General features: G+C 71.7%; 23 protein-coding genes. 11 read left to right on the top strand and 12 right to left on the bottom strand.

The window, feature by feature from the left end:
• Positions 1 to 2 precede the first annotated feature (2 nt).
• On the bottom strand, positions 3 to 899 hold the full coding sequence (locus ABZU53_RS22995; RefSeq protein WP_355067349.1) for an ABC transporter permease: 897 nt from the start codon (positions 897 to 899) through the stop codon (positions 3 to 5).
• A gap of 217 nt (positions 900 to 1,116) precedes the next feature.
• Between ABZU53_RS22995 and ABZU53_RS22990 the strand changes: the two genes are divergently transcribed.
• From ABZU53_RS22990 to ABZU53_RS22980, 3 genes are all read left to right on the top strand, one after another.
• Positions 1,117 to 1,716 (top strand): TetR/AcrR family transcriptional regulator, encoded by a 600-nt coding sequence (locus ABZU53_RS22990; protein ID WP_354862104.1) that lies wholly within the window; start codon positions 1,117 to 1,119, stop codon positions 1,714 to 1,716.
• Positions 1,717 to 1,850: 134 nt separating this feature from the next.
• On the top strand, positions 1,851 to 3,962 hold the full coding sequence (locus ABZU53_RS22985) for a DUF6077 domain-containing protein (protein WP_355067347.1): 2,112 nt from the start codon (positions 1,851 to 1,853) through the stop codon (positions 3,960 to 3,962).
• Positions 3,963 to 4,233: 271 nt separating this feature from the next.
• Positions 4,234 to 5,991 carry a CDP-glycerol glycerophosphotransferase family protein gene (locus ABZU53_RS22980; RefSeq protein WP_355067345.1) on the top strand — a complete coding sequence of 586 codons (1,758 nt, stop codon included), beginning with the start codon at positions 4,234 to 4,236 and terminating at the stop codon, positions 5,989 to 5,991.
• A 115-nt stretch (positions 5,992 to 6,106) separates the two neighbouring features.
• On the opposite strand, the gene ABZU53_RS22975 is transcribed toward ABZU53_RS22980, so the two are convergent.
• On the bottom strand, positions 6,107 to 6,445 hold the full coding sequence (locus ABZU53_RS22975; protein ID WP_354862097.1) for a DUF952 domain-containing protein: 339 nt from the start codon (positions 6,443 to 6,445) through the stop codon (positions 6,107 to 6,109).
• Positions 6,446 to 6,571: 126 nt separating this feature from the next.
• On the opposite strand from ABZU53_RS22975, the gene ABZU53_RS22970 reads away from it, so the two are divergent.
• The 3 genes from ABZU53_RS22970 to ABZU53_RS22960 all read left to right on the top strand — a co-directional run bounded on the left by ABZU53_RS22970 (position 6,572) and on the right by ABZU53_RS22960 (position 9,073).
• The gene (locus ABZU53_RS22970) at positions 6,572 to 6,883 is read left to right on the top strand and encodes a hypothetical protein (RefSeq protein ID WP_354862099.1); all 312 of its coding nucleotides are present in this window, start codon (positions 6,572 to 6,574) and stop codon (positions 6,881 to 6,883) included.
• A gap of 84 nt (positions 6,884 to 6,967) precedes the next feature.
• Positions 6,968 to 7,624, top strand: a complete 657-nt coding sequence (locus ABZU53_RS22965) for a response regulator transcription factor (protein WP_039907784.1) — start codon at positions 6,968 to 6,970, stop codon at positions 7,622 to 7,624.
• 9 nt (positions 7,625 to 7,633) lie between these two features.
• A complete protein-coding gene (locus tag ABZU53_RS22960) occupies positions 7,634 to 9,073 on the top strand; it encodes a HAMP domain-containing sensor histidine kinase (protein WP_355067343.1) in 1,440 nt (479 codons plus the stop codon).
• A 46-nt stretch (positions 9,074 to 9,119) separates the two neighbouring features.
• On the opposite strand, the gene ABZU53_RS22955 is transcribed toward ABZU53_RS22960, so the two are convergent.
• The 4 genes from ABZU53_RS22955 to ABZU53_RS22940 all read right to left on the bottom strand — a co-directional run bounded on the left by ABZU53_RS22955 (position 9,120) and on the right by ABZU53_RS22940 (position 13,509).
• The gene (locus ABZU53_RS22955) at positions 9,120 to 10,073 is read right to left on the bottom strand and encodes a TAXI family TRAP transporter solute-binding subunit (RefSeq protein WP_355067341.1); all 954 of its coding nucleotides are present in this window, start codon (positions 10,071 to 10,073) and stop codon (positions 9,120 to 9,122) included.
• 80 nt (positions 10,074 to 10,153) lie between these two features.
• Positions 10,154 to 10,846, bottom strand: a complete 693-nt coding sequence (locus ABZU53_RS22950; RefSeq protein ID WP_355067339.1) for a hypothetical protein — start codon at positions 10,844 to 10,846, stop codon at positions 10,154 to 10,156.
• Positions 10,847 to 10,952: 106 nt separating this feature from the next.
• Positions 10,953 to 11,750: a peroxide stress protein YaaA gene (yaaA, locus tag ABZU53_RS22945; RefSeq protein WP_355067337.1), complete on the bottom strand. Its 798-nt coding sequence runs from the start codon at positions 11,748 to 11,750 to the stop codon at positions 10,953 to 10,955.
• Positions 11,751 to 11,802: 52 nt separating this feature from the next.
• Positions 11,803 to 13,509, bottom strand: a complete 1,707-nt coding sequence (locus ABZU53_RS22940) for a hypothetical protein (RefSeq protein ID WP_355067335.1) — start codon at positions 13,507 to 13,509, stop codon at positions 11,803 to 11,805.
• Positions 13,510 to 13,593: 84 nt separating this feature from the next.
• On the opposite strand from ABZU53_RS22940, the gene ABZU53_RS22935 reads away from it, so the two are divergent.
• Entirely contained in the window at positions 13,594 to 14,634 is a 1,041-nt protein-coding gene (locus tag ABZU53_RS22935) for a phosphatase domain-containing protein (protein ID WP_355067334.1), read from the top strand.
• A 16-nt stretch (positions 14,635 to 14,650) separates the two neighbouring features.
• On the opposite strand, the gene ABZU53_RS22930 is transcribed toward ABZU53_RS22935, so the two are convergent.
• The 3 genes from ABZU53_RS22930 to ABZU53_RS22920 are packed head-to-tail and all read right to left on the bottom strand — an operon-like array spanning position 14,651 to position 15,539.
• Positions 14,651 to 14,824: a hypothetical protein gene (locus ABZU53_RS22930; RefSeq protein ID WP_355067333.1), complete on the bottom strand. Its 174-nt coding sequence runs from the start codon at positions 14,822 to 14,824 to the stop codon at positions 14,651 to 14,653.
• Positions 14,821 to 15,180 (bottom strand): hypothetical protein, encoded by a 360-nt coding sequence (locus ABZU53_RS22925; protein WP_355067331.1) that lies wholly within the window; start codon positions 15,178 to 15,180, stop codon positions 14,821 to 14,823. The genes ABZU53_RS22930 and ABZU53_RS22925 overlap by 4 nt, the downstream gene beginning before the upstream one ends.
• Positions 15,177 to 15,539: a hypothetical protein gene (locus ABZU53_RS22920; protein ID WP_354856706.1), complete on the bottom strand. Its 363-nt coding sequence runs from the start codon at positions 15,537 to 15,539 to the stop codon at positions 15,177 to 15,179. The genes ABZU53_RS22925 and ABZU53_RS22920 overlap by 4 nt, the downstream gene beginning before the upstream one ends.
• Positions 15,540 to 16,061: 522 nt before the next feature.
• Between ABZU53_RS22920 and ABZU53_RS22915 the strand changes: the two genes are divergently transcribed.
• Both ABZU53_RS22915 and ABZU53_RS22910 read left to right on the top strand, forming a co-directional pair.
• Positions 16,062 to 16,481: a hypothetical protein gene (locus ABZU53_RS22915; protein ID WP_355067329.1), complete on the top strand. Its 420-nt coding sequence runs from the start codon at positions 16,062 to 16,064 to the stop codon at positions 16,479 to 16,481.
• 78 nt (positions 16,482 to 16,559) lie between these two features.
• Positions 16,560 to 16,886 carry a hypothetical protein gene (locus ABZU53_RS22910; protein ID WP_354856707.1) on the top strand — a complete coding sequence of 109 codons (327 nt, stop codon included), beginning with the start codon at positions 16,560 to 16,562 and terminating at the stop codon, positions 16,884 to 16,886.
• Between the two features lie 116 nt (positions 16,887 to 17,002).
• Here the strand turns inward: ABZU53_RS22910 and glgB are convergent, their stop codons facing one another.
• Together glgB and ABZU53_RS22900 are read right to left on the bottom strand one after the other, a co-directional pair.
• Positions 17,003 to 19,105, bottom strand: coding sequence for a 1,4-alpha-glucan branching protein GlgB (gene glgB, locus ABZU53_RS22905; protein WP_354856709.1), 2,103 nt, complete (start codon positions 19,103 to 19,105; stop codon positions 17,003 to 17,005).
• The gene (locus ABZU53_RS22900; protein ID WP_355067327.1) at positions 19,093 to 21,324 is read right to left on the bottom strand and encodes a maltotransferase domain-containing protein; all 2,232 of its coding nucleotides are present in this window, start codon (positions 21,322 to 21,324) and stop codon (positions 19,093 to 19,095) included. The genes glgB and ABZU53_RS22900 overlap by 13 nt, the downstream gene beginning before the upstream one ends.
• A gap of 116 nt (positions 21,325 to 21,440) precedes the next feature.
• Between ABZU53_RS22900 and ABZU53_RS22895 the strand changes: the two genes are divergently transcribed.
• Both ABZU53_RS22895 and ABZU53_RS22890 read left to right on the top strand, forming a co-directional pair.
• The gene (locus ABZU53_RS22895; protein WP_354856713.1) at positions 21,441 to 21,698 is read left to right on the top strand and encodes an AbrB/MazE/SpoVT family DNA-binding domain-containing protein; all 258 of its coding nucleotides are present in this window, start codon (positions 21,441 to 21,443) and stop codon (positions 21,696 to 21,698) included.
• Positions 21,688 to 22,143 carry a type II toxin-antitoxin system VapC family toxin gene (locus ABZU53_RS22890; protein WP_355067325.1) on the top strand — a complete coding sequence of 152 codons (456 nt, stop codon included), beginning with the start codon at positions 21,688 to 21,690 and terminating at the stop codon, positions 22,141 to 22,143. Before ABZU53_RS22895 ends, ABZU53_RS22890 begins: the two co-directional genes overlap by 11 nt.
• Positions 22,144 to 22,372: 229 nt before the next feature.
• Here the strand turns inward: ABZU53_RS22890 and ABZU53_RS22885 are convergent, their stop codons facing one another.
• Positions 22,373 to 22,600 carry a winged helix-turn-helix domain-containing protein gene (locus tag ABZU53_RS22885; RefSeq protein WP_354856718.1) on the bottom strand — a complete coding sequence of 76 codons (228 nt, stop codon included), beginning with the start codon at positions 22,598 to 22,600 and terminating at the stop codon, positions 22,373 to 22,375.
• Positions 22,601 to 22,810 lie beyond the last annotated feature (210 nt).

The following is a 22,810-nucleotide window of genomic DNA, read 5'->3' as shown; positions in this document are numbered from 1 at the left end:
AATCAACCACGGCCGTACTCCTGTTCGCCGCGCCAGAAGTAGATGTAGCCACCGATGCCGGCCACCAACGCCCAACCGGCGGCGACCAGCCAGAGCTGGGTCAGCGACTCGTTGAGCATCGGCGGCTCGTCCAGCAGCGCGTAGCGCGCCAGCTCGATGTAGACCAGCAGCGGGTTGAACTGGACCAGCGCCGCCGCCCAGCCGGGCAGCCGCGCGAAGAGGCTGACGCTGTAGAGCACGCCGGAGCCGTACATCCAGGTACGCATGAGGAACGGCATGACCTGCTTGAGGTCGCTCGCCTTGGAGCCCAGCCGGGCGACGATCAGCACCACGCCGGCGTTGAACACCGCTTGGAGCAGCAGGGCCGGCACCAGCACCAGCCACTTCCAGGTGATCGACTCGCCGGTGACCAGCACGATCCCGATCAGCACCACCATCGAGGCGAGCAGTTGCTGGAACTGGGTCACCGTGGTGGACAGCGGCAGGCTGGCCCGAGGGAAGTGCAGGGCCCGGATCAGCCCGAGATTTCCGCTGATCGACTGGGTGCCCGCCAGCACCGCGCTCTGGGTGAAGTTGAAGATGAACAGGCCGGTGGTCAGGTAGCCGATGAAGTTCGGGATCCGGTCGTTCTGTCCCAGCACCACCCCGAAGATCAGGTAGTAGACCGCGGCGTTGGTCAGCGGGGTGAGCACCTGCCAGAGCTGGCCCAGCTTGGCGTTGCTGTACGAGGCGACCAGCTTGGCGTTGGCGTACGCGGCGATGAAGTGCCGGTAGGCCCAGAGTCGGCGGCTGTACTCGGCGAGGGTGGGTCGCTCACCGGCGACCCGTAGCCCGTGCCGAGCGGCCAGCTGCGCCTGGGTCAGGCCCGTGTCGGGGTCGACCAGCGCGGTGGTGGCCATGGAAATGGCGCTCCGATCTTTCGTGCAGACGGGTTGCTCGCGACGATGGAATCCTAGTGGGAAGGGTGCGCGGGGCGCCGCCTCGCCGCTGCGTGGACAGTAGTCCGAAACACGTCGGGACGCAACCGTAGCGTCGTTGCGCTACTGTAGTGGGCGTGACCTGCGAGAAGAGTCCATGGTGACGACCGAGAAGAGGCGTGTCCCGGCCGGCGCTGCGGTGCTGCGCGACGAGATCACCACGGCCATCCGGCGGGCGCTCATGCAGGAGCTCGCCGCGGTCGGCTACGGCCGGCTCTCCATCGAGGCGGTGGCCCGCCGGGCCGGCGTCAGCAAGACGGCGATCTACCGACGGTGGAGTTCGAAGCTGGACCTGGTGGTGGAGATCGTCGCCGCCGCGGCGCACGGCAAGCTGCCGGTGCTGGACACCGGCACTCTGCGCGGCGACCTCGCGCTGCTGTTCCAGGCGGTGGCGCACGCGCTGCGCCACCCCCTGGCCTCGCAGATCATCCCGGACCTGCTGGCCGAGGCCGCCCGCAACCCGGCCATCGAGGAGACCCTGCGTCAGGTGCTGCACGCCCGCCAGCAGGAGATCGGCGGCCGCCTGGTCACCCGCGCCGTGCAGCGCGGCGAGCTGCCCGCCGACACCGACCCGGACGCCGCCGTCGACCTCATCGTCGGCCCGCTCTACTGGCGGCTCGCCATCGCCCGGCTGCCGCTGACCGACAGCTACCTGGACAACCTGGTCGAATCCGTGGCCGCCGGGCTCGGCGCGACCAGCTCCGTACCGCTGCCCAGGGCGGCGCCGATTCCTGGCTGACCGAGCCCACGACACCACTCGCAGCGGGGCCGGCCGCGCCGCCCTCCTCCGCTAGGCTGCCCACTTGACACCCGGCCGTCACGAAACCGACATCCGTTTTTCGCCCCCACATCCGCCTGACGAGAAGGACGCCCGTGGCCAACGTCGACAGCATCGCCGTCGCGCCCACTGACCCGGACCCGACGCCGCGCCCCGAACAGGTGTCCCGGCTGGGCCAGGGCCCCGACCGGAACCCCGCCGCCCGGGTACGCGCCCTGGTGGCCGCCGCCCCGGCGCTGCTCACCGATGGGGCCGTGGTCGCGTTCGCGCTCTTCACCGTCCTCTACCACGCGGCGTTCCTGGCGGATCTGCGTCCGTCGGTGACTTTCCGGATCTGGCTGGTCGCCTGCGTGCTGGTCGCCGTCGGGGCCGTGCTGCGCGCCCGCCGGCGCCCCGGAGGGATCTTCGGCGAGGAGGAACGGCCCGAGCCGGTCGAATCGGCCGACCCGCAGCCTCCCGTCGACCGCCGTCTGCTGATCGGCGTGCTCGTCGCTGCCGCGGTGGCCGCGGTCACCGCCGGAGTGGCGGGAACCGGTGCGGCCGTCACCTGGTGGATTCCGGCGGTAGCCGGCCTGCTCGCCGCGACCGGTGGGATCCTGCTGCTGCGTCGGGTCTGGCTGAGCGGCCCGACGTCCTCCTCGGTCGCGCCGACGCCCACGGCATCGCAGTCGGCGTACGCGCTCGTCATCTCGGTGCTGGTCGGAATCTCCTCGTTCTTCCTGGCCCGCAACACTCCCGACGACGTCTACTACGTCGGGAAATCAGTCTGGATCGCCGAGCGGGACCTCATCCCGCTCAACGACTTCCTGTTCTCCGAGAACGTCCTGCCGGCGATGGGTTCGCAGCCTCCGATCCCCTCGATCGAGGTGTTCGACGGCGCGCTCGCCCACGTCTTCGGCATCCACGGTGCTTCGGCCACCTGGTACGTGGCGCTACCGATCATGGCGGTCCTGGCGGTGCTCGCGCTGTGGCGACTGACCCACCGGTGGGCGCCGCGTAGACCCGTGCTCGCCTTCACGGTGGCCGTCGCGTACCTGTACCTGGTCGCCGGCGGGGACGCCGCGCTGGGCACGTTCCACCTGCCCCGGCTCTACGAGGGCAAGGGCATGTTCGTGTCGGCCGTCATCCCGCTGATGTGGCTCTACCTGACCGAGTGGTTCGACAACCGCTCCCGGCGCAGCCTGTTCCTCATCGTGGCGCTCTCGATCACCGCCATCGGCCTCACCACCACCGCCGCGATCATCCTGCCGATGCTGGTCGGCGCCGCCGGGTTCGCCATGTTGCTGGTCGGGCGCTGGAAGGCCGCGGTGGTGGCCGGGGTCGCGGCCCTCGCGTACCCGATCGGCTCGCTCGTGGTGTCCCGTCTGCTGCTCGGCGGGCTGACCGCGGACGGCGCGGACGACGCCTTCTTCGACGCGGCGTACACCTACAAGCGGACCCTGCTGTTCGGCCTGGTCGGCGTGATCTCCGGACTGGCTCTCTGGTGCGGCCCGCTGCTGGCCCGTCGACGTACGCCCGCGCTGCTCACCGCAGGTGCGACCGCGGCCCTGAGCGTGCTGTTCGTCCCCGGGGTGTTGGAGGCGTTGAGCGCGCTCAGCGGCATTTCCGTGGTGCTGTGGCGGGTGCCGTGGCTGCTCGCCCTGCCGACACTGATCGGGCTGCTCTGTACGGTCCGGGTGCCGGCGCCCACGCCGGTGCTGCGTCGCGCCGCGGCGGGTGGGATCGCGGTGCTGCTGGTCGCCTCGTTCGCTCTCTTCGCCACCCCGATGTGGTCCGCGAAGAGTTGGGTCGATGTGCACGAGCGGCCCACCTGGAAGCTGCCGCAGCAACGCCAGTCGATCGCCTTCTGGATCAAGGGCTTGGACCGGCCCCCGGGCCTGCTGCTCGCGCCGAAGACCATCATGCGCGCCTCCCTGGTCGTCACCAGCCAGGTCCGGGTCGTCCTTCCGCGCGACTTCTATCTCGTTGAGTACGATCTCAACTCCCAGTTCGCCAAGGACCGGCTGCTGCTCGCGGGCTTCGCCGACGGCGCCACCACCCCGACGTCGACCGAACTCGCGTCAGCGCTCGACCGGCTGGACGTGGGCACCATCTGTGTCTACAACGGAAACCAGTACGCCCGTGAGATGGCACCACAGCTCGGCTACCAGGAGTTCGCCAAGCGTCGGGGACCCGGGGCCATGACCTGTTTTCGGCGGGTCGGCTGAGCACCCGGTCCGCTGAGCGGCCCGTGCGTCGTCCTGGGGTGGTACGCGGACGGCCGGTGCGTTGACCGAAATGTGCGCCCGATACCCGAGCGACACCGCTGGGTCCGTTCGCGTTAAGGTCGCAGTCACCACTACCGCCCGCCGCACGGGGTCTGGATCACCACATCTGTGGCCGGCCGCTCCTGGTGCGCGGTAGGCCATGCGCGACGGGGAGTGTCATCGACGCACCACGGGCATGCGTCCAAGACGGAAATCGTAGGGAGCGAACTCGTTGTTCGGCACGTTGACAGGACGCATCGGAGTGGCCGCCCGCAGCGCGCTGCTGGTGTTGTCCTACCTGGTCATGCTCGTCGCCGGCGTCTTCGGTTGGGTCGGCCTGTTCGCCGTCGCCGGACTGGCGGCGGTGCTCGGCGAGTTCGCCGTCGCCCGCTGGTCCCCGCAGTCGCAGCTGTTGCTGGAGAAGGTCGGCCTGCACTGGTCGTACCGGCAGTTGACCCGGGACCTGGCGGCCGTGCTGCTGGTCGCCGCGGAGGTCACCCTCGACGGCACCGAGCTGAGCCTGCTGCTGATCCTGCCGGCGGCGGTGTGGGTCGTCTCGGTGTTCGCCGGCGCGCTCTCCACCATGATCGACCGTCGTAACCCGCTGTCGGCCCTGGTGCGCAACATCGAGCTGGGCCCGCTGCGCTCGGCCCCTCGGCCGCCGGCCTGGGCGGCGGCGGTCGCGGGCGAGCGGATGCCCCTGCTCAACGTGCTGCTGGTGCCGGCCGCGGTGGCCGCCGCGGTGCAGCACGATTCGATGCCGTTCCTCGTGGCCGCCGCGGTGACGGTGGCGGCGACCGCGGTGGTGGGCGCGATCATCGCGGTGACCTGGCTGCGCGGCCGGGGCTCCGGGCAGGGCCCGTTGCTGCCCGCCGTGCAGCGCTGGCTCGACACGTACCGGCCCGAGGTGGCGCTCTACTTCGCCGGACCGGCCAAGGACGTCTACCAGGCCAACATGTGGCTCGCGCCGACCGAGGCGCTGAACCAGCGCGCGGTGGTGCTGATGCGCAGCCGGGAGGCGTTCAACGAGCTGGCCGACACCCGGCTGCCGGTGATCTGCGTACCGGCCGGGGTGGACTTCATGAACCTCGAACTCGGCAGCGTCCGCGCGGCCCTCTACGCCGCGAACGTCGGCGCGAACATCCACATGCTGCGCGAACCCGGCATGAAGCACGTCTTCGTCGGGCACGGCGACAGCGACAAGCAGGCCAGCGTCAACCCCTACAGCAAGGTGTACGACGAGGTCTGGGTCGCGGGCCTGGCCGGCCGGGAGCGGTACGCCCGCGCCGGGGTGGGCGTGCTCGACGCGGACATCGTCGAGATCGGCCGGCCGCAGCTGGCCGGGGTGCACACCTTCGGCGCCGAGTCGGTGGACCGGCCGTTCACCGTGCTCTACGCGCCCACCTGGGAGGGTTGGCTCGACGACGACCCGTACCACACCTCGCTGGTGCTGATGGGTGAGCGGATCGTCAAGGGCCTGCTGGCCACCAACCCCCGGGTGCGCCTGGTCTACAAGCCGCACCCGCTGACCGGGTCGCGGTCCAAGGCGGCCAAGGCCGTGCACGACCGGATCGTCGAGGCGATCAAGGCCGCCGGTGGCAACCCCAACGCCGCGTCCCTGGACGGCACCGCGCACCTCGTGGTGACCGGCCGTACGCCGGGGCTGTTCGACTGCTTCAACCAGACCGACCTGCTGATCAGCGACGTGTCCAGTGTGGTCTCCGACTTCGTGCAGAGCCAGCGGCCGTACGTGGTGGCCAACCCGGCCGGCCTGCCGGAGGACGAGTTCCGCCGCGAGTACCCGACCGCGCGGGCCGCGTACCTGCTCTCCGCCGACTGTGGCGAGCTGGAGAAGATCGTGGCGGTCACCCGGGCTGGCGACGACCCGATGACCGAGGCACGCCGCGACCTGAAGACCTACCTGCTGGGGCCGGCCGAGGCCAACCCCATGGACCGGTTCGCCGAGGAGATCTCCCGCCTCTGCCGCTGACCCGCGCGTACGACGTCCCGCGCCCGGCCCGACATCAGTCGGACCGGGCGCGGTCGCGTCAGCGGAGCCAGGGTGGCGCGGTCGCGTCAGCGGAGCGGGGGTTGGTGCCGTCGCGTCAGTCGAGCAGGGCGGCGACCGCGTCGGCGACCGGTGTGTCGGCGGGCAACGCGCGGGCCGTCACCACAGCGGTCAGCGGCAGCGGTCCGTACAGGTGCGGGAAGAGCTGCCCGCCCCGCGACGGTTCCCAGCGCAGGGCGTCGCCCAGCCGGTCGGCGTCCACGCCCAGCAGGGTGAGGCCGGTGGCGCCGGCGAAGTGCCGGCGGGCCGTCTCCACCACCTGGTCGGCGGCGGAGAGGTGGATGAAACCGTCCTGCCGGTCCACGGCCGAGCCGGCGACGGCGCCGGCGGCCTGGGCGTCGTCCCACTCGACGGTCGGCAACAGCTTGTAGATCACCTCCGCAGACTACGTCGCCGATGTCGCGCTGCGAGAACGTCGGCCGGTGCGCGTTTCGGCCGTACCGCCGCCGACGCCCGTCGCCGCCCGGCATGCTCAGGTGGAGCGGCCGGAAAGGGGTGGACGATGGCGAGCTACGACGACGACTGGACCGACACCCAGCGCGGGTTGTACGACGAGTGCTACCGGGCCGGCGGTGAGTGGGCCGAGGACCCGGACACCCCGTCCGACGACGTACAGCATGTGATCAACCTGGCCGAGGCGGACGACGACGCCTTCGACGACGCCGAGATCGACTTCCCGCCCCTGGTCGACGCCGTGACCCAGGCCAGCGGGGTCAACGTCACCAGCGTGCCGGCCCGGCACGACGACCCCGGATTCCGGGGCTTCGCCGACGGCGTCCGCGACGCGGTCGCCGACGACGTCTTCGGTCTGTAGCCGACCCGACCGGGAGGGCGGCCCTCCCGCTCGCGGCACGCTTCTGCCACCATTTGCAGGACGGCTGCGACGGATGGGGGAACGGTGCGGATCCTGCTGGTGGAGGACGACCGCCGGGTGGCCGCCGCGCTCTCCTCCGCACTGACCCGCCGCGGCTACCAGGTCGAGCACGCGGCGACCGTCGCCGCGGCGCTCTCCGCCGCCCCCTGCGACCTGGTGCTGCTCGATCTGACCCTGCCCGACGGGGACGGCACCGACGTGTGTCGCGAGCTGCGCCGACGCAGCAGCCAGCTCGGCATCATCGCGGTGACCGCGCGGGGTGAGGAACGCGACCGGGTGCTCGGGCTGCGCCTCGGCGCGGACGACTACGTGGTCAAACCGTTCTCGATGGTGGAGCTGCAGGCCCGGATCGAGGCGGTGCTGCGCCGGGCCGCGAACGCGGCGCCCGAGCGGCACCTGATCGAGGCGGGGGCGGTGCGCATCGACGTGGCCGCCCGCACGGTGACGGTGGCGGGGCGCGCGGTCACGCTGACCCGCAAGGAGTTCGACGTGCTGCTGTCGTTGGCCCGCCAGCCGGGGGTGGCGGTGCCCCGCGACCGCATCCTGCTCGACGCCTGGGGCACCACCTGGGCCGACCGGCACACCGTCGAGGTGCACGTCGGGTCGTTGCGCGGCAAGCTGGGCGACGCGCGCCTGGTGGAGACCGTCCGCGGGGTCGGCTACCGGCTGCGCGATGCGTGAGGGGCCGCCGTGCGCCGTCGACTGGTGATCAGTTATCTGCTGCTGATGGTGCTCGTCCTCATCGCGTTGGAGAGCCCGCTCGCCGTCACCCTGGCCAGCCGGGAGACCGAGCGGGTGCGCGCCGACCGGCTCGCCGACGCCACCCGGTTCGCCTCGCTGGCCGGGCCGGCGTTGCGCGGCGGCGAGCCCGGCCCGATCGGGGCGGAGCTGCGCAGCTACGACGAGCTGTACGGGATCGGCGCGGCGGTCGTCGACCGGGACCGGGGCATCGTCGTCGACTCGGCGAGCTGGCAATCCACGGGGACCGCCACGGTGCTGGACGTCGCGCTGTCCGGGCAGCAGGCCAGCGCGCCCGAGTCGGTCTGGCCGTGGTCGGCCGGGCCGGTGGTGGTGGCGGTGCCCATCAACGACGGCGGTGAGGTCCTCGGCGCGGTGGTGATCGTGACCCCGGCCGACGAGATCCGCCGGGCCGTGAGCACCTGGTGGCTGCTGCTCACCCTGGCCGGCCTGCTCGTCGTGCTGGCCTGTGTGCTCACCGCGTTCGGGCTGGCCGGTTGGGTGCTGCGCCCGGTGACCGAGCTGGACGCGGTCACCCACGAGATCGCCGAGGGCGATCGGGGCGCGCGCGTGCAGCACCGGCTCGGCCCGCCGGAGTTGCGTCGACTCGCGGCCAGTTTCAACCACATGGCCGACGTGGTCTCCGACGTGATGGACCGACAGCGTGCGTTCGTCGCACACGCCAGCCACCAGCTGCGCAACCCGCTCACCGCGCTGCGGCTGCGGGTGGAGGAGCTGGGTCCCAGCCTCACCGACGCGGACGGGCGCTCCGAGCACCGGTTGGCGCTGGAGGAGACCGACCGGTTGGCGCTGGTGCTCGACGCGCTGCTCACCCTGGCCCGCGCCGAACGGGAGGAGAACGAGCGGGTCACCGTGGACGCCGCCGCCGTGGCCGCGTCCCGGGTGGCGGCCTGGGCGCCGTTGGCCCGGCACCGGTCGGTCGCGCTGCGCCTGGCCACCAGCGACGCCCCGGCGTACGCGCGGACCGTGCCGACCGCCGTCGACCAGGCGCTGGACGCGCTGATCGACAACGCGGTGAAGTTCAGCGGGGCCGGCGGGGCGGTGACGGTGACCGTGGCCCGCCGTGACGACGGGGTGGCCCTGGAGGTGCGCGACACCGGCCCGGGGATGACCGAGAGTCAGCTCGGCCAGGCCACCGAGCGGTTCTGGCGAGCGCCGGACGCGCAGAACGTCGACGGCGCCGGGCTCGGCCTGACCATCGCCGCTGTGCTGGTCGACGCCTCCGACGGCCGGCTGACCATGCGGCCGGCCGAGCCGCGCGGGCTGGTCGCCGGCCTGTGGTTCCCGGCTCCCGAGCCCGAGCCCGAGCCGGCGGGGGAGCCGGCGGACGAGGACACGTCCGCCGACCTGCGGCCCACCCCGGCCCGGTAGCGGCCCGACCAGGGCGGCGGGCGCCCTTCGGCGCGGCCGGCGACAGTCAGGGTTTGGCGGCCCGGTACCAGGCGGCGGCACCGGGGTGCAGCGGCAGCGGCGCGGTGGCGATCGCCGAGCGGGGGCTCATCCGTCCCGCCGCCGGGTGCGCCGCGCCCAGCTCGGCCCGCCGCTCCATCAGCAGCCGGGTCACCTCCCGCACCAGCGGCTCCGGCAGGTCTGCCCGCACGATGAGGTAGTTCGGGTCGGCGACAGTGGTCACCGGATTCATGCCGTACACCGAGCGGGGGATGTCCCGGGAGACGTAGACCTGGCCGTAGCGGGCGCGCAGCGGCTCCGTCCACTCACCGAGGTCCACGATCCGGGTGGCGCTGCGCCCGGCCAGCTCCTCGATGCCCCGCACCGGCAGGCCGCCGGAGAAGAAGAACGCGTCGATACGCCCCGAGCGCAGGGCCGCCACCGAGTCGTCCAGACCGAGCCGTTCCCGGCGTACCGCGTCGCCACCGAGCCGGGCCACCTCCAGCAGCCGGGTGGCGGTGATCTCGGTGCCGGAGCCGGGCGCGCCCACGGAGACCCGTCGGCCGCGCAGGTCGCCGATCGTGCGGACCGGCCCGCCGTCGGTCGTGACCAGGTGCAGCTGGTCGTCGTACACCCGCGCCACCGCGTCCACCGTCGGGCTCTGCGTCGGGCTGGCGGGCAGCACGTCGGCCTGGGTGAAGCCCAGCTCGGCTGCTCCGGAGCCGACCAGGCGGACGTTCTCCGCCGAGGCGGCGGTGATCACCACGCTGGCCCGTACCCCGGGCAGTTCCCGGTTGAGGATGGTCGCGAGGGACTGCCCGAACGCGTAGTAGACGGCGGTGGGGCTGCCGGTGGCGATCCGGATCGCCACCGGCTCGGCCCGCTCGTCCCGGCAGCCGGCGGCGGTCAGCGCCGCGACCAGCACCAGCGCCGCCGCCCCCGCGCGGCGCGAACCGGCCCGACCCGACGAGGTACGACTCACGCGGTGCACTGTGCGCGCTCCGGCGGACGCGCGCAAGCCCGTACCCGTCGATGCCGCCGTGGGTGCGGCGCGGGCTCCGCTCAGCAGAGCGGGTGGCGGGCCGGCTCGGGCACCGCGCCGCGGGCCGGCTCCATCGACGCGCTGCGCAGGATGCGCGCCCGGTCCGGCCCGTCGGCCACGCTGACCAGGAAACAGCCGGTGCCCGGGCGGAGCACGGCCGGCACGTCGAGCACGGCCGCACTGCGGATCAGCACGGCGGCCAACTCCCGGTCGGTGAGCCGCACACCGAGGATGTGCCGCCGCACGTGCCGCCCGCCGGCCAGCAGCGCCGAGCGCCACGCCGCCGCCGCGAGCCGGGACATCCACCGGCGGCGGGCCGGCGAGGCACCCGGCACGGGACCACCCAGCAGCTCCCGACGCCCCTGCCACCAACCGGCATCCACCATCCGGGCGTACGCCCCCCGGTGCTCCGGTGGCACCCAGAGCCGGTGCAGCTCGTAGCGGCGGCGCAGGCCGCCCACGGCCACCTCCTGGGTGACCGGGATGTCGAGGCGGGCGAGCAACTGCCGCATCCGCTGCGCGGCGTCCTCCCGGTTGAACTCGACCCCCGGCGCGTGCGACGGCAGCGCGGCGCCCGACCGGGCGCCGGCCGGTGGCGCCGTGCAGCGCAGCAGGCAGGCGGCCTCGAACGCGTCGCCCAGGGTCAGCCAGTCCAGCGGGGGTGGCGTCGCCGGCGAACGGGGCCGGTCGAGCAGGGCGGGATCGCGGGCCAACGGAGGCTCCCTTGTCGGAGTCTGGGTTCCCCTACCGTGGCCCCTGCGCGGCGGTTGCGGAACGCCTCCCGCCCAGCCTTGAGGAAAATTTGCGGCTCCCGCGCCGCTACAGGTCGGTGACCACCAGGTCCACCTGCCGGACCCGACCTGGGACGGCGGGTTCCTCCACCACGGTGTGCTTCAGCTCCCGCAGCGTGCCGATCAGCTCCGCGGCGGTGCGCGGTCGGGCCCCGGCGACCAGCAGGTCACGCACCAGCCGCCCCTTGGTCGCCTTGTTGAAGTGGCTCACGACCGAGCGGACCGGCACACCGTCGACCTCCCGCTCGTGCAGCACCCGCACGGTCACCGTCCGCTCGGCCAGCGCGCCGCGCGGCGTCCAGGTGGCGGCGTGCGCGCCGGAGCGCAGGTCCAGCACCGGGCCCCGACCGGCCGCGTCGGTCAGGACCGACGCCAGCTCCCCGCGCCAGTACGCCGACAGCGCCCCGACGCCCGGCAGGCGGGCGCCGATCGGGCAGCGGTACGGCGGGATCCGGTCGGCGAGCCGCACCGCCCCCCACAGGCCGGAGCTGATCAGGATCGACCGGCGGGCCGCCCGCAGCGCCGCCGACGGCAGCGTGGCCAGCTCCAGCGCCTCGTAGAGCACCCCGGTGTAGAGCCGCTCGGCCGGCGCGGTGGCCGCCGCGCGCAGCCGGGCGTTGCGGCGCAACTCGCCCCGCTGGCCGTCGCTGAGCCCGAGCGCCGTCCGCGCCGCCTCCTCGTCTGGCCCGGCGCTGAGCGCGACGAGCGCGTCGAGCACCCGCTCGCGGGCGGGGTTCAGCTCCGGCAGCGAGAGCTTGTCGGGGGTCCACCGCCGTCCGGTGCCGGCGTCGGCCTTCCCCTCCGAGGGCGGCAGCAGGATGAGCATCGGGTCTCCTCGGGCGGGTGAAGCGGCAGCCCGGCCAGCGTACGACCCGCCGCTAGCGCCAGGGCCGCACCGGGGTGTCGGGGTGGTACACGCGATAGCCGCCCACCTCGCGTACCGGTGCGGCGTCGGGCCGGTCGGCGAGCAGCCGGCGCAGCCGCCGGTCCATCGGCGAGTCGATCTCCACCACGTAACCCGGCCGGGCGGCCCGCCCAACCTGCCGCCAGTACGGGCGGTAGCGGTTCTGCCCGGGGGACAGGTCCCCGTCGAGCACCCCGCAGACCACCGTCTCATCGGTGTTGAAGATCAGCCGGTTGCAGGTCCAGTAGTCCCCGTACACCTCGTGCGGCCCGTCGGCGCGCAGCGCGGCGGCCAGCTCCCGGGCCTGACGCTCCTCGGTCCGCGACGCGGCGGCGCCGGTGGTCGCGAAGAGCACGGTGACCACCAGCGTCGTCGCGGCCAACGCCGCCAGCACGGCGGTGGCGAGCGCGCCGGCCAACCGGCCGAGCACGCCCACCGTGCCCCGCCAGCAGGCCAGGGCCGCCACCCAGAGCGGCCACAGCACCGCCGGCAGCGACAGTTGCAGCACCGACAGGTAGCGGGCGTTGGCCAGGGGACTCGTCGCGGCGAGCGGGCTGCGCACGTACGACAGCAGGGTCAACGCCGCGCCGACGACAAGCGCGAGCTGCACCACCGGCCCGACCCGCGCGCCACGCGGCGTGCCGGCGACCGGCGTGCCGGGCCCCGCGGCCTGCCTGTCGCGCGGCATGCTGACGGCCCGGCGGTACGCGCGGAGCGCGAGCGCCGCGGCGGCCACCAGCAGCACCGGGTACAACACGCCGAACCACTGCTGCCACCGGCCGCAGCCGTCGACCGGGCAGAGCCCGTGCGCCAACGGCACCCCCTCCAGCAGACCGCCCCGGATCCGGTCGGTCCACGACGGCAGCGGGCCGGCCTTCGTGCTGACCTCCCGGAACACCGTCAGCGAGTCCTCACCCGGCCCGGCGCGCAGGTTGTCGACGAGCATCGGCGCGATCCCGACCACGAAACCCGCCACCAGCAGCAGCCCGGACCAGCCGAGCAGTTCCCGCCGCACCGCCCAGACCAGGGCCACCACGGCCACCGCCAGGTACGGCAGGATCAGCCAGTCCGACCAGGCGGCCAGCCCGACCAGCAGCCCGAACAGGGCGACGGCGAGTCGACGGTGGCGCACCGTCCCGGCGGCCAGCCCCACCGTGATCAGCAGCATCAGCAGCACCGCCGGTTTCACCTCCGGCCGGCCGCCGACCACTGTGAGCTGGTCGCGCACCACCCGCTCCGGGCCCAGCGCCAGCAGGCCGACGACGAGGACGGCGAACCACGGCGTGTAGAGCCGGCGGGTGAGCCGGTACACGAGGTAGAGGAAGACCGCGTACAGGGCGAGCATCGGCAGCCGCAGCACCGGCCAGCTCGGCCCGGCCACGGCGAGCAGCGGCGCGGCCAGGTACGACTCCAGCATGCCCATGTAGTGCTGGCCGTAGAGGAAGACTGGGTGTTCCCGGCCCTGCCCGATGTGCAGGGCGGCCAGCCCGAAGGTCGCCTCGTCGCTGTTCGACACCGGCACGGTGTACAGCGTGAGGACCAGCCGGTACCCGACACCGACCAGACCGAACAGCAGCGCGACGAGCGCCGGCCGGTCGAGTCGCGGACGCCACCGCCCGCGATGCTGCTCTGGATGCGACACGACCACGCCCCCGTCGTCGTCCCGACCGGAGTGTTTCACGGACCACGAGCCGGTCGGGGTGGTTCCGCCCAGTCCGGACCGGCTCGCGTGGCCGTGACCGTCGACGTGTGGCAGGGTTGGCGCGTGCCACCCACACCCGCCGGCCAACTGGCCGTGCCGAACCTGCACCGGGCCGCGCGGATCGAGGACGCCGTGCACCAGCTCGTGGAGCGTCGGTTGCGGCGCACCGGCTGGCGGATGAACATCGTCGCCTACACCGGCTACGGCCGTCCGGGTTGGGTGCGGGTGATGTGCCGGGTGCTGCTGGGTCGTCCGGACAACCGCCAGCGGGGCCGGCTGGACAAGGTCCGCGGCTGGCGCAGCTTCGCCACCCTGCCCGCCAAGCACGTCACGGTGCAGATCGAGGCCGGCGGGGTGCGGCACGAGGCCCAGGCCGACCGCAGCGGTTTCGTCGACACGCTCGTCGAGGCCGACCTGCCGCCCGGGTGGGGCACCGTCCGGCTCAGCGTGCCGGACGCCGAGCCGGTCGACGCGCCGGTGCGCATCATCGACCCGGACGTGAAGTTCGGCATCCTCTCCGACATCGACGACACGGTGATGGTCACGGCGCTGCCCCGGCCGCTGCTCGCCGCGTGGAACACGTTCGTCCTCGACGAGCACGCCCGCAACGCGGTGCCCGGCATGGCGGTGCTCTACGAGCGACTGGTCACCGCGCATCCCGGCGCCCCGGTCTTCTACCTGTCCACCGGCGCGTGGAACGTGGCGCCGACGCTTACCCGGTTCCTGTCCCGGCACCTCTACCCGGCCGGGCCGCTGCTGCTCACCGACTGGGGTCCGACCGCCGACCGCTGGTTCCGCAGCGGCATGGAGCACAAGCGCTCCACCCTGGCCCGGCTGGCCAAGGAGTTCCCCGACGTGCGCTGGCTGCTGGTCGGCGACGACGGCCAGCACGACCAGGAGATCTACCGGGAGTTCGCCGCCGCCCACCCGGAGAACGTCGCCGGGGTGGCGATCCGCAGGCTGTCCCCGACGCAGTCGGTGCTGGCCGGTAGCCTGCCCGCCCCGGCCGGCCGCCCCTCGTCGGGGCCGGTGGGGCAGAAGTGGCTGTCCGCCCCGGACGGCGCCGGCCTGTGGCAACTGCTGCGCGACGCCGGCCTGGTCTGAGGCATTCGTTGCCGACCTAGCGGCCTTCGAACACGTCCTCCAGAACCAGTCTCGCCCGACCCGGCACCTCTTCCTCCGGGAAGATCTCGGCGCAGAGACCCAGGGCCTCCTCGGGGCTCGTGAGGCCGAGGTGGTCCACCAGGAAGCGGATGTCTTCGGCATCCCGACGTCGTGCGGCGAGGACTTTCATGGCGAGCAGGTGCTCCGGGGACGCCGCCGAAACCCGCAAGCCCGGATGATCGAAGACGCGTGGTGCCTCCGGATCCCGCCAGCGGCGACGTACACGCTTGCCTGCTCGTTCAGCCACCACTGCGGCAGCCCGAGTTCATCGGCGACAGCCCGCGCTTCGTCGAGCACGATGCCGTGTGGCTGAAACACGGCATCGATGTCCCTGGTTGCCCGACGGGCGTCGTAAGCGAGTGCCATGGCAGCCCCGCCGAAGATGTACAGGTCGGCGACCACGCCCCGCCTGGCCAGCCGGTCACCGAGCCTGCGGAAGGCGTCCTCGATGGCAGTGCGGTCGAGCAGTGGGTCGTCGGCGCTCACGCGACCTTCAGCTCCTCTGGGGAGATGAACACCCCACGTCGCCGGAACGCCGCAGGCGCGTGCACCACGGCGTCGACGCGGGCAGCGCGGGTGTTGAAGGGGAACCAGAATCGCCGCAGCGACCGCGTCTCGACCCAGGCGGGTGCGCCGCGCCCGTCCCGGGCGGCAAGGTACTCCGTCAGTGCCGCGAGGAATACGTCCCAGTGGTCGTCACCTGTCGGGGCCGGCTCCTGGATCAGTAGGTCAGCACGATGCTCGGAAGGTTCCCAGCCGTACTCCTCCAGGAACTCCGCTACCAGCCGCCACCGCCTGGTGTCGTCGGCCCCGACGAGCAGGACGCCCAGGTGTGCCATCGTCATTGGCTCGTACCTCGTAGGACGATTGCTCACAGCATCAACGCTAGTACAAGGCTGCGCCAATCCGCCGCAAGGCCCTCCCTGTCGGGGGCAGAGCCAGACGGCACCGAGTGTGGCGGCCTGCGCGGGTGGGATAGTCATCCGGGTCTCGGCGCGGACCCCCCGAGGCCGCCCGCCAGATCCGACGCCGCTCCGGCGGGCGGCGGTGGGTTGCCAGGCTTCGCTATGGTCCATGGCGACCCGCCTATCCTGCGCCGGGGAAGCGGGGTGGATGGTGCTGCGCCCGATAGGCCCTTATCCCGATGTCGCGTGTCAACGGCTGGAATCGCCGGTTGGCTTGGCGGACGGTGAGGTCTTTTCCTCTTGATCGAACGTGGTGGTTTGGATTGACCTCGAGCTCTATTCAGCATCGGTACGTGGCGAGGCGTGGATCGTAAGGGTCGCCGTGCAGTAGGGCGATTACCGACAGTGTTTGGCGGCAATGACATGGCGCGGCGCGCAGTTTCCTTAGCGGTGGTGATGGCTGTGATCATGCTGTCGGGATGTGCGGGCAATGGATCGAATGACCCCAGCGGCAGGTCTGACGAGACGGCCGCGCAAGTCCTGGCGGCATACGATCTTCCCCTGCCCGAATGTGCGCGACAGGCAGCCAGCTTCTGGGACAGTCCGGACAACCTGAATAGGAGCCTTGTCTACAGAGGTGCCGTTGACTTGTCGTGTCTGGAGCAGGCGCTGGCGGTGGTCGGCGTCGATCGGGGCGAGTTGCTTCCATACACGCAGTTGCCGGCCTGGTCCGGGTCAATTGGGGAGAGGTTGCCCTCAGCGGAGATTGTTGGCACCACGACGATCGTTCCGGCAGCTGCTTCTCGCAAGGAGATGCAGGTGGACGTCCATCTCGTGGAATCGAGCCCTGCGTTGCTCTTCCTCCATGCGATCTACCCATGATGCCGGCTGTAGTAGAGCCGCTGAAAATCGGCTGCGCCGGAGGCTTCCACCCTCTTGTCTGGTCAGGAGGCTGATGACGTGGAAGAGTTGACGGCTATCACGCAGACAGCAAGGTGGCGACTGGCGGTGCGGAGCTTCCGGCTTGCCCTCGTCATCTTTCCGTTGTTGATCATCTTGACGTTGCTGGCAGGGTTCGATGACCTGGAAACCACAGTCGAACCGTTGGCCGTGATCCTGTTCGTCATGGGCGGAATTGTGGTGATCACCGGATGGTTTGCGGCGATCCTGCTTGCCCGAGACACCACGAGGATGGCTGTGGGGAAGTCCGGGCTTGTCGATCCGGTTCGCACCTGGCTTATGATGCAGCACCTTGTCAGAGACATCTGCAACTTCCGAAGATGGTGAGACAGGTCGAGCCGGCTCTGGAAACAAGCTGCGCCTTGATCACTTGATGCTGACCAGTTCCAGGAGCCTTCTGGCAACTGGTCAGCATTAAGTGATTATGAGGCTGGGGGCGGTGCTCAGCTCTGGCGGAGCCAGACGACGCCCAGCGGGGGGACCTGGAGGGCCGCGGACGCCACCATCCCGTGCCAGGGCACGTCCTCGGCGTGCACCTCGCCCAGGTTGCCCACGCCCGACCCGCCGTAATGGTGGGCGTCGGTGTTGAGCACCTCCGCCCAGGTGCCGCCAGCCGGCAGGCCGATCCGGTAGTCGTGCAGCGGAGACGCGGAAAAGTTCGCCACGCACACCAGCGTCGAACCGTCCGGGGCGATCCGGACGAAGGACACGGTGTTGTTGGCGACGTCGTCTCCGGCGATCCAGCGGAACCCGGCCGGCTCGGTGTCCTGCGCCCACAGCGCCGGGGTGTCCCGGTAGACCCGGTTGAGGTCACCGACGAGCCGCTGCACGCCGGCGCGGGCCGGGTCGTGCAGCAGGTACCAGTCGAGGCCGCGCTCCTCGCTCCACTCCCGGTCGTCGGCCAGCTCGGAGCCCATGAACAGCAGCTGCTTGCCCGGGTGCGCCCACATGTACGCGAGCAGCGCCCGCACGTTGGCCAGCCGCTGCCAGGTGTCGCCGGGCATCTTGCCGGCCAGGGAGCCCTTGCCGTGCACGACCTCGTCGTGGCTGATCGGCAGCACGTAGTTCTCGCTCCAGGCGTACGCCAGGGAGAACGTCAGCTGGTGGTGGTGGTGCTGGCGGTAGATCGGGTCCTTCGAGGTGTAGAGCAGGGTGTCGTGCATCCAGCCCATGTTCCACTTGAAGCCGAAGCCCAGCCCGCCGTCGGCCGTGGGTCGGGTGACGCCCGGCCAGGCGGTCGACTCCTCGGCGATCATCACGACCCCGGCGTGGTGCTTGTAGACCGTCGCGTTCACCTCCTGCATGAGCGCGATGGCCTCCAGGTTCTCCCGACCGCCGTACTGGTTGGGGGCCCACTGGCCCTCGTCGCGGGAGTAGTCCAGGTAGAGCATCGAGGCGACCGCGTCGACCCGCAGCCCGTCGACGTGGAACTGGTCGCACCAGTAGAGCGCGTTGGCGACCAGGAAGTTGCGCACCTCGTTGCGGCCGAAGTCGAAGACGTACGTGCCCCAGTCGGGGTGCTCGCCGCGCCGCGGGTCGGGGTGCTCGTAGAGCGGGGTGCCGTCGAAGCGGGCCAGGGCCCACTCGTCCTTGGGGAAGTGCGCGGGCACCCAGTCCAGGATCACGCCGATGCCGGCGGCGTGCAGGGAGTCGACGAGGTGGCGGAACTCGTCCGGGTCACCGAAGCGGGACGTCGGCGCGTAGTAGCCGGTCACCTGGTAGCCCCAGGAACCGCCGAACGGGTGCTCCATCACCGGCAGCAACTCGACGTGCGTGAAGCCCAGCTCGGTGACGTACGCGGTGAGCTGATCGGCCAGCTCGCGGTAGCCCAGGCCGGGCCGCCAGGAGCCGAGGTGCACCTCGTACACGCTCATCGGCTCCTGGTGCGGCTGGCGCTCGGCCCGGCGGGCCAGCCAGTCCGCGTCGTTCCACCGGTACGTCGAGTGGTGCACCACCGACGCGGTGGCGGGCGGCACCTCGGCGTACGCCGCCAGGGGGTCGGCCTTGTCCCGCCACTTCCCGTCGGCGCCGAGCACCCGGTACTTGTAGCGGGCACCGACCCGGGCGTTGGGGACGAACAGCTCCCAGACGCCGCTGGAGCCGAGCGACCGCATCGGCCAGCCGTCGTCCGGACCCCAGCCGGTGAAGTCGCCGACCACCCGCACTCCGCGCGCGCTGGGCGCCCAGACGCTGAACGCCACGCCCTCGTCGAAGACCCGGGCGCCGAGCGCGTCCCACAGCCGCTCGTGCCGGCCCTCGCCGATCAGGTGCAGGTCCAGCTCGCCGAGCGTGGGCGGGTAGCGGTACGGGTCGTCGTGGACGGTGCCGTCGACCTCCACCCGGTAGTCGAGCACGGTGCCCTCGATGTGGGTCTCGAAGACGCCCAGGTCGTGCACCCGCTTCATCGGGTGCCGCTCGTCGCCGACGAGCAGCAGCACGTCGCCCGCGCCCCGGCGCATCGTGCGGATCGTCGTCCATCCGTCGGCGGGGTGCGCGCCGAGCAGCGCGTGCGGGTCGTGCGTCACGCCGGTGATCAGCTGGTCCATCGGTCGTCCTTCGGGGCGGCGTCGGTCGGTGCGGAGGCGGACGGGCGGGGCTTCGCCGAGCGGGCCGCGGATGCGCGGGCGGCCGCGGAGCGGGGCGGGGACGGGCGGGCCGCGGGCCGGCGCGCAGCCGCCGTCGTGCCAGCGCCGGCCGTCGGTGCCGGGCTCGTCGGTGCCGGGCTCGTCGGCGCGGTGCCGCCGGACAGGTCGTCCGGGACGTCGGCGACGGTGAGGTCCGCCAGCTCGGCGCCCGCGGGTGCCGGCGCGGCGGGCGGGGTCGGACGGCGGACGGTCAGCACATGCGCCGGTTGCAGGTACGGGTCGAGCCGCACCGCGTTGCGCTGACCCCAGTCGTAGCTGGTGCCGGTCAGCTCGTCGTACACGGTGAACCGCTCGTGCCAGTCGAACCCGAGCTCCGGCATGTCGAGCGTCGTGTTGCCCCACTGCACCACACGTGGGTCGAACGCGCAGATCACGATGACGGTGTTGCCGGTGTCCGGGTCGTGTTTCGACCAGCACAGCAGCGCCGGGTTGTCGATCTCGTGGAAGCGCAGGTTACGCAGCTGGTGCAGGGCCGGGTTGTCGCGGCGTACCCGGTTGAGGGTGGCGAGGAACGGCGCCAGCGAGCGGCCCTGCGCCTCCGCGCCGGCCCAGTCGCGGGGGCGCAGCTCGTACTTCTCGTTGTCCAGGTACTCCTCCGCGCCGGGGCGGGCCACGTGCTCGAACAGCTCGTAGCCCGCGTACAGGCCCCAGGAGGGGGAGAGCAGCGCGGCCAGCACCGCCCGGATCTTGAACATCGGCGGGCCGCCGTGCTGCAACGAGGAGTGCAGGATGTCCGGCGTGTTCGGCCAGAAGTTCGGCCGCATGTGGTCGGCCGACGCGACCAGCTCCTCGCAGTACTCCCGCATCTCGGCGGCCGTCGTGCGCCAGGTGAAATAGGTGTACGACTGCGTGAAGCCGATCTTGCCGAGCCCGTGCATGATGGCCGGCCGGGTGAACGCCTCGGCCAGGAACAGCACGTCCGGGTCGACCTTCTTGACCTCGGCGATCAGCCAGTGCCAGAAGTCGAACGGCTTGGTGTGCGGGTTGTCCACCCGGAAGATCCGGATGCCCTCGCCCACCCAGTGCAGCACCACGCGCAGCACCTCGGCGCGGATGCCGTCGGGGTCGTTGTCGAAGTTGACCGGGTAGATGTCCTGGTACTTCTTCGGCGGGTTCTCCGCGTACGCGATGCTGCCGTCGGCCCGGGTGGTGAACCACTCCGGGTGCTCGGTGACCCACGGGTGGTCCGGCGCGCACTGCAACGCCAGGTCCATCGCCACCTCCAGGCCCTGCGCCGCGGCCGCCTGGATGAAGGCGCGGAAGTCCGCCGGCGTACCCAGGTCGGGGTGGATCGTGTCGTGGCCGCCCTCGGCGGCGCCGATCGCCCACGGCGAGCCCACGTCGGTCGGCCCGGCGGTGAGCGCGTTGTTGCGGCCCTTGCGGTTGATCCGGCCGATCGGGTGGATCGGCGGCAGGTAGAGCACGTCGAAGCCCATCGCCGCCACACCCGGCAGCCGCTCGGTGGCGGTGGCGAAGGTGCCGGAGCGCCCACCCGCCGCTCCTTCGGAGCGCGGGAAGAACTCGTACCAGGCCGAGAAGAGCGCCCGCTTGCGGTCAACCCAGAGGGTGTACGCCTCACCGGCGGTCACCAGCTCCCGCACCGGGTGCTCCCAGAGCAGGTCGGCCAGGGCCAGTGCCGGGTCGACCCGCTGTGGCAACGGCAGGTCGGTGTCGACCAGCGCGGTGAGCGCGTCGGCGACCCGGGGCCGGTCGGCGGCCGGCACCAGCTCGCGGGCTGAAGCGAGCACTCGCGCGCCCTCGGCCAGGTCGTTGGCCAGGTCCTCCGGACCCTGCCCGGCGGCGATCTTCTTGGTCACCGCGTTCTGCCAGGTCAGGTACGGGTCCTGGAACGCCTCGACGGCGAAGGTCCAGGAGCCGACGGCGTCCGGCGCGATGGTGGCGTGCCAGCGGTCCTGGCCCGGTTCGCCGGGGCGCATCCGGGTGAACGGCCGCTGCACGCCGTCCGGGCCGGCCCACACCACGTTGCAGCCCAGCGCGTCGTGCCCCTCCCGGTAGGCGCGCGCCGACACCGGGACCGGCTCGTCGACGACTGCCTTAGCCGGGTACCGCCCGCACGAGACGACGGGGGAGACGTCTTCGATCGGGAACCGTCCTGTCACCCCGCCAACCTACTGTGCGAGATCCCTTCGCGCGCGGCCAAGCACCCCGCTCAGCCCCCCGCGCGGTTCATCGGACGCACCGCGTAACGGTAGGTGTCACGTATCGTTCGTATTACGTGACGGAGGTACAGAGCATGCGGTTGAACAGCAAGGGCCAGGTGACCATCCCGGCCGCGCTGCGAGCCCGTTACAACCTGCACGAGGGCGACGAGGTCGACGTGGTGGAGGAGGGCGGGGCCCTGCGCATCGTGCGCGTACACGGCTCCGACACCCGGGGTCAGCGACTCGTCCGCCACATGCGCGGTCGGGGCAGCGCCAAGGAGACCGAGCACATGTCCACCGAAGAGTTGATGGAGTTGCTGCGTGGCGAGTGAACGGCTCCGCGCGGTGCCGTCGCGTGCATCCGACGCGGTGACGACCCTGGTCGACACCAATGTGCTGCTGGACATCCTGACCGACGACGCCAAGTGGGCGGAGTGGTCCGGCGCCGCCCTCGCCGAGGCCCGCGACGCGGGCAACCTGGTGATCAACCCCATCGTGTACGCCGAGGTGTCGGTCCGTTTCGCCCGCATCGAGGAGTTGGACGAGGCATTGCCGGCAGGGGACTTTCTGCGCGAGGAGCTTCCGTACCTGGCCGGCTTCCTCGCCGGCAAGGCCTACGCGCGGTACCGCAAACTGGGTGGCACGAAGCGGTCGCCGGTAGCCGATTTCTACATCGGCGCGCATGCCGCCGTGTGCCGGTACCACCTGCTGACCCGTGATGGGGCGCGATACCGCACGTACTTCCCAACCCTGACGCTGATCACGCCGGTCGACTGACCGCCCCGCCCCGCTCCCGGAGCGCAAGCCAAGATCCGCACGCTTTCGGGGAAACTGCTGCCTCAACGCGCGCCGACGCAGCAGTTTCCCCGAAGTTGCGCGGATCTTCACGAGGAGCCTGTGGTTTCAGGCGAGCGGCGACGATCCGTGGCACCTCAGCAGCATCACCCTCGGCGTGTCGCACTGCTCAGCTGACAACGATCAACGAAGTCGGGGTATGTCCTCAGGCTCAGGCGGGCGGGTTCGGCGCCACGAACGAGCCCTTGCCTTGGCGAGTGACGATCCAGCCTCGCTCCTCCAAGATCCGCAGGGCGTAACGCACCGGCCAGGCGCTCGACTGGTACTGCTCTCGCATCTCGGCGATGGAGGGCAGCTTGTCGCCCGGCTGCAACGTGCCGGCCTGAATCGAAGCAGCAACGTCATCGATGATCTGCTCGTACAGCGGTGCTTGCGGCATGGTGGCGCCACCTCTCGTCAGCGCACCGATCTTCGCACTGTGGGTAACTCACCGTGCATGCTCTGTTGACTGTGAAGGCAGTGCCTTCTAAGTTGAGGGCAGGGGATCTCTCGTCAGCAGCGGAGTTCCTCCTGGCAGGGCGGGGCGGTTCCCCCGTGTCGCTCCGCCCTGACCTGCGTCGTTACCACCCCTTCCGCCATGTTCGAGGAG

The organism is Micromonospora sp. NPDC005194 (assembly GCF_040608335.1).
Lineage (GTDB): Bacteria > Actinomycetota > Actinomycetes > Mycobacteriales > Micromonosporaceae > Micromonospora.
This window is presented reverse-complemented; position numbering and strand designations above follow the sequence as displayed.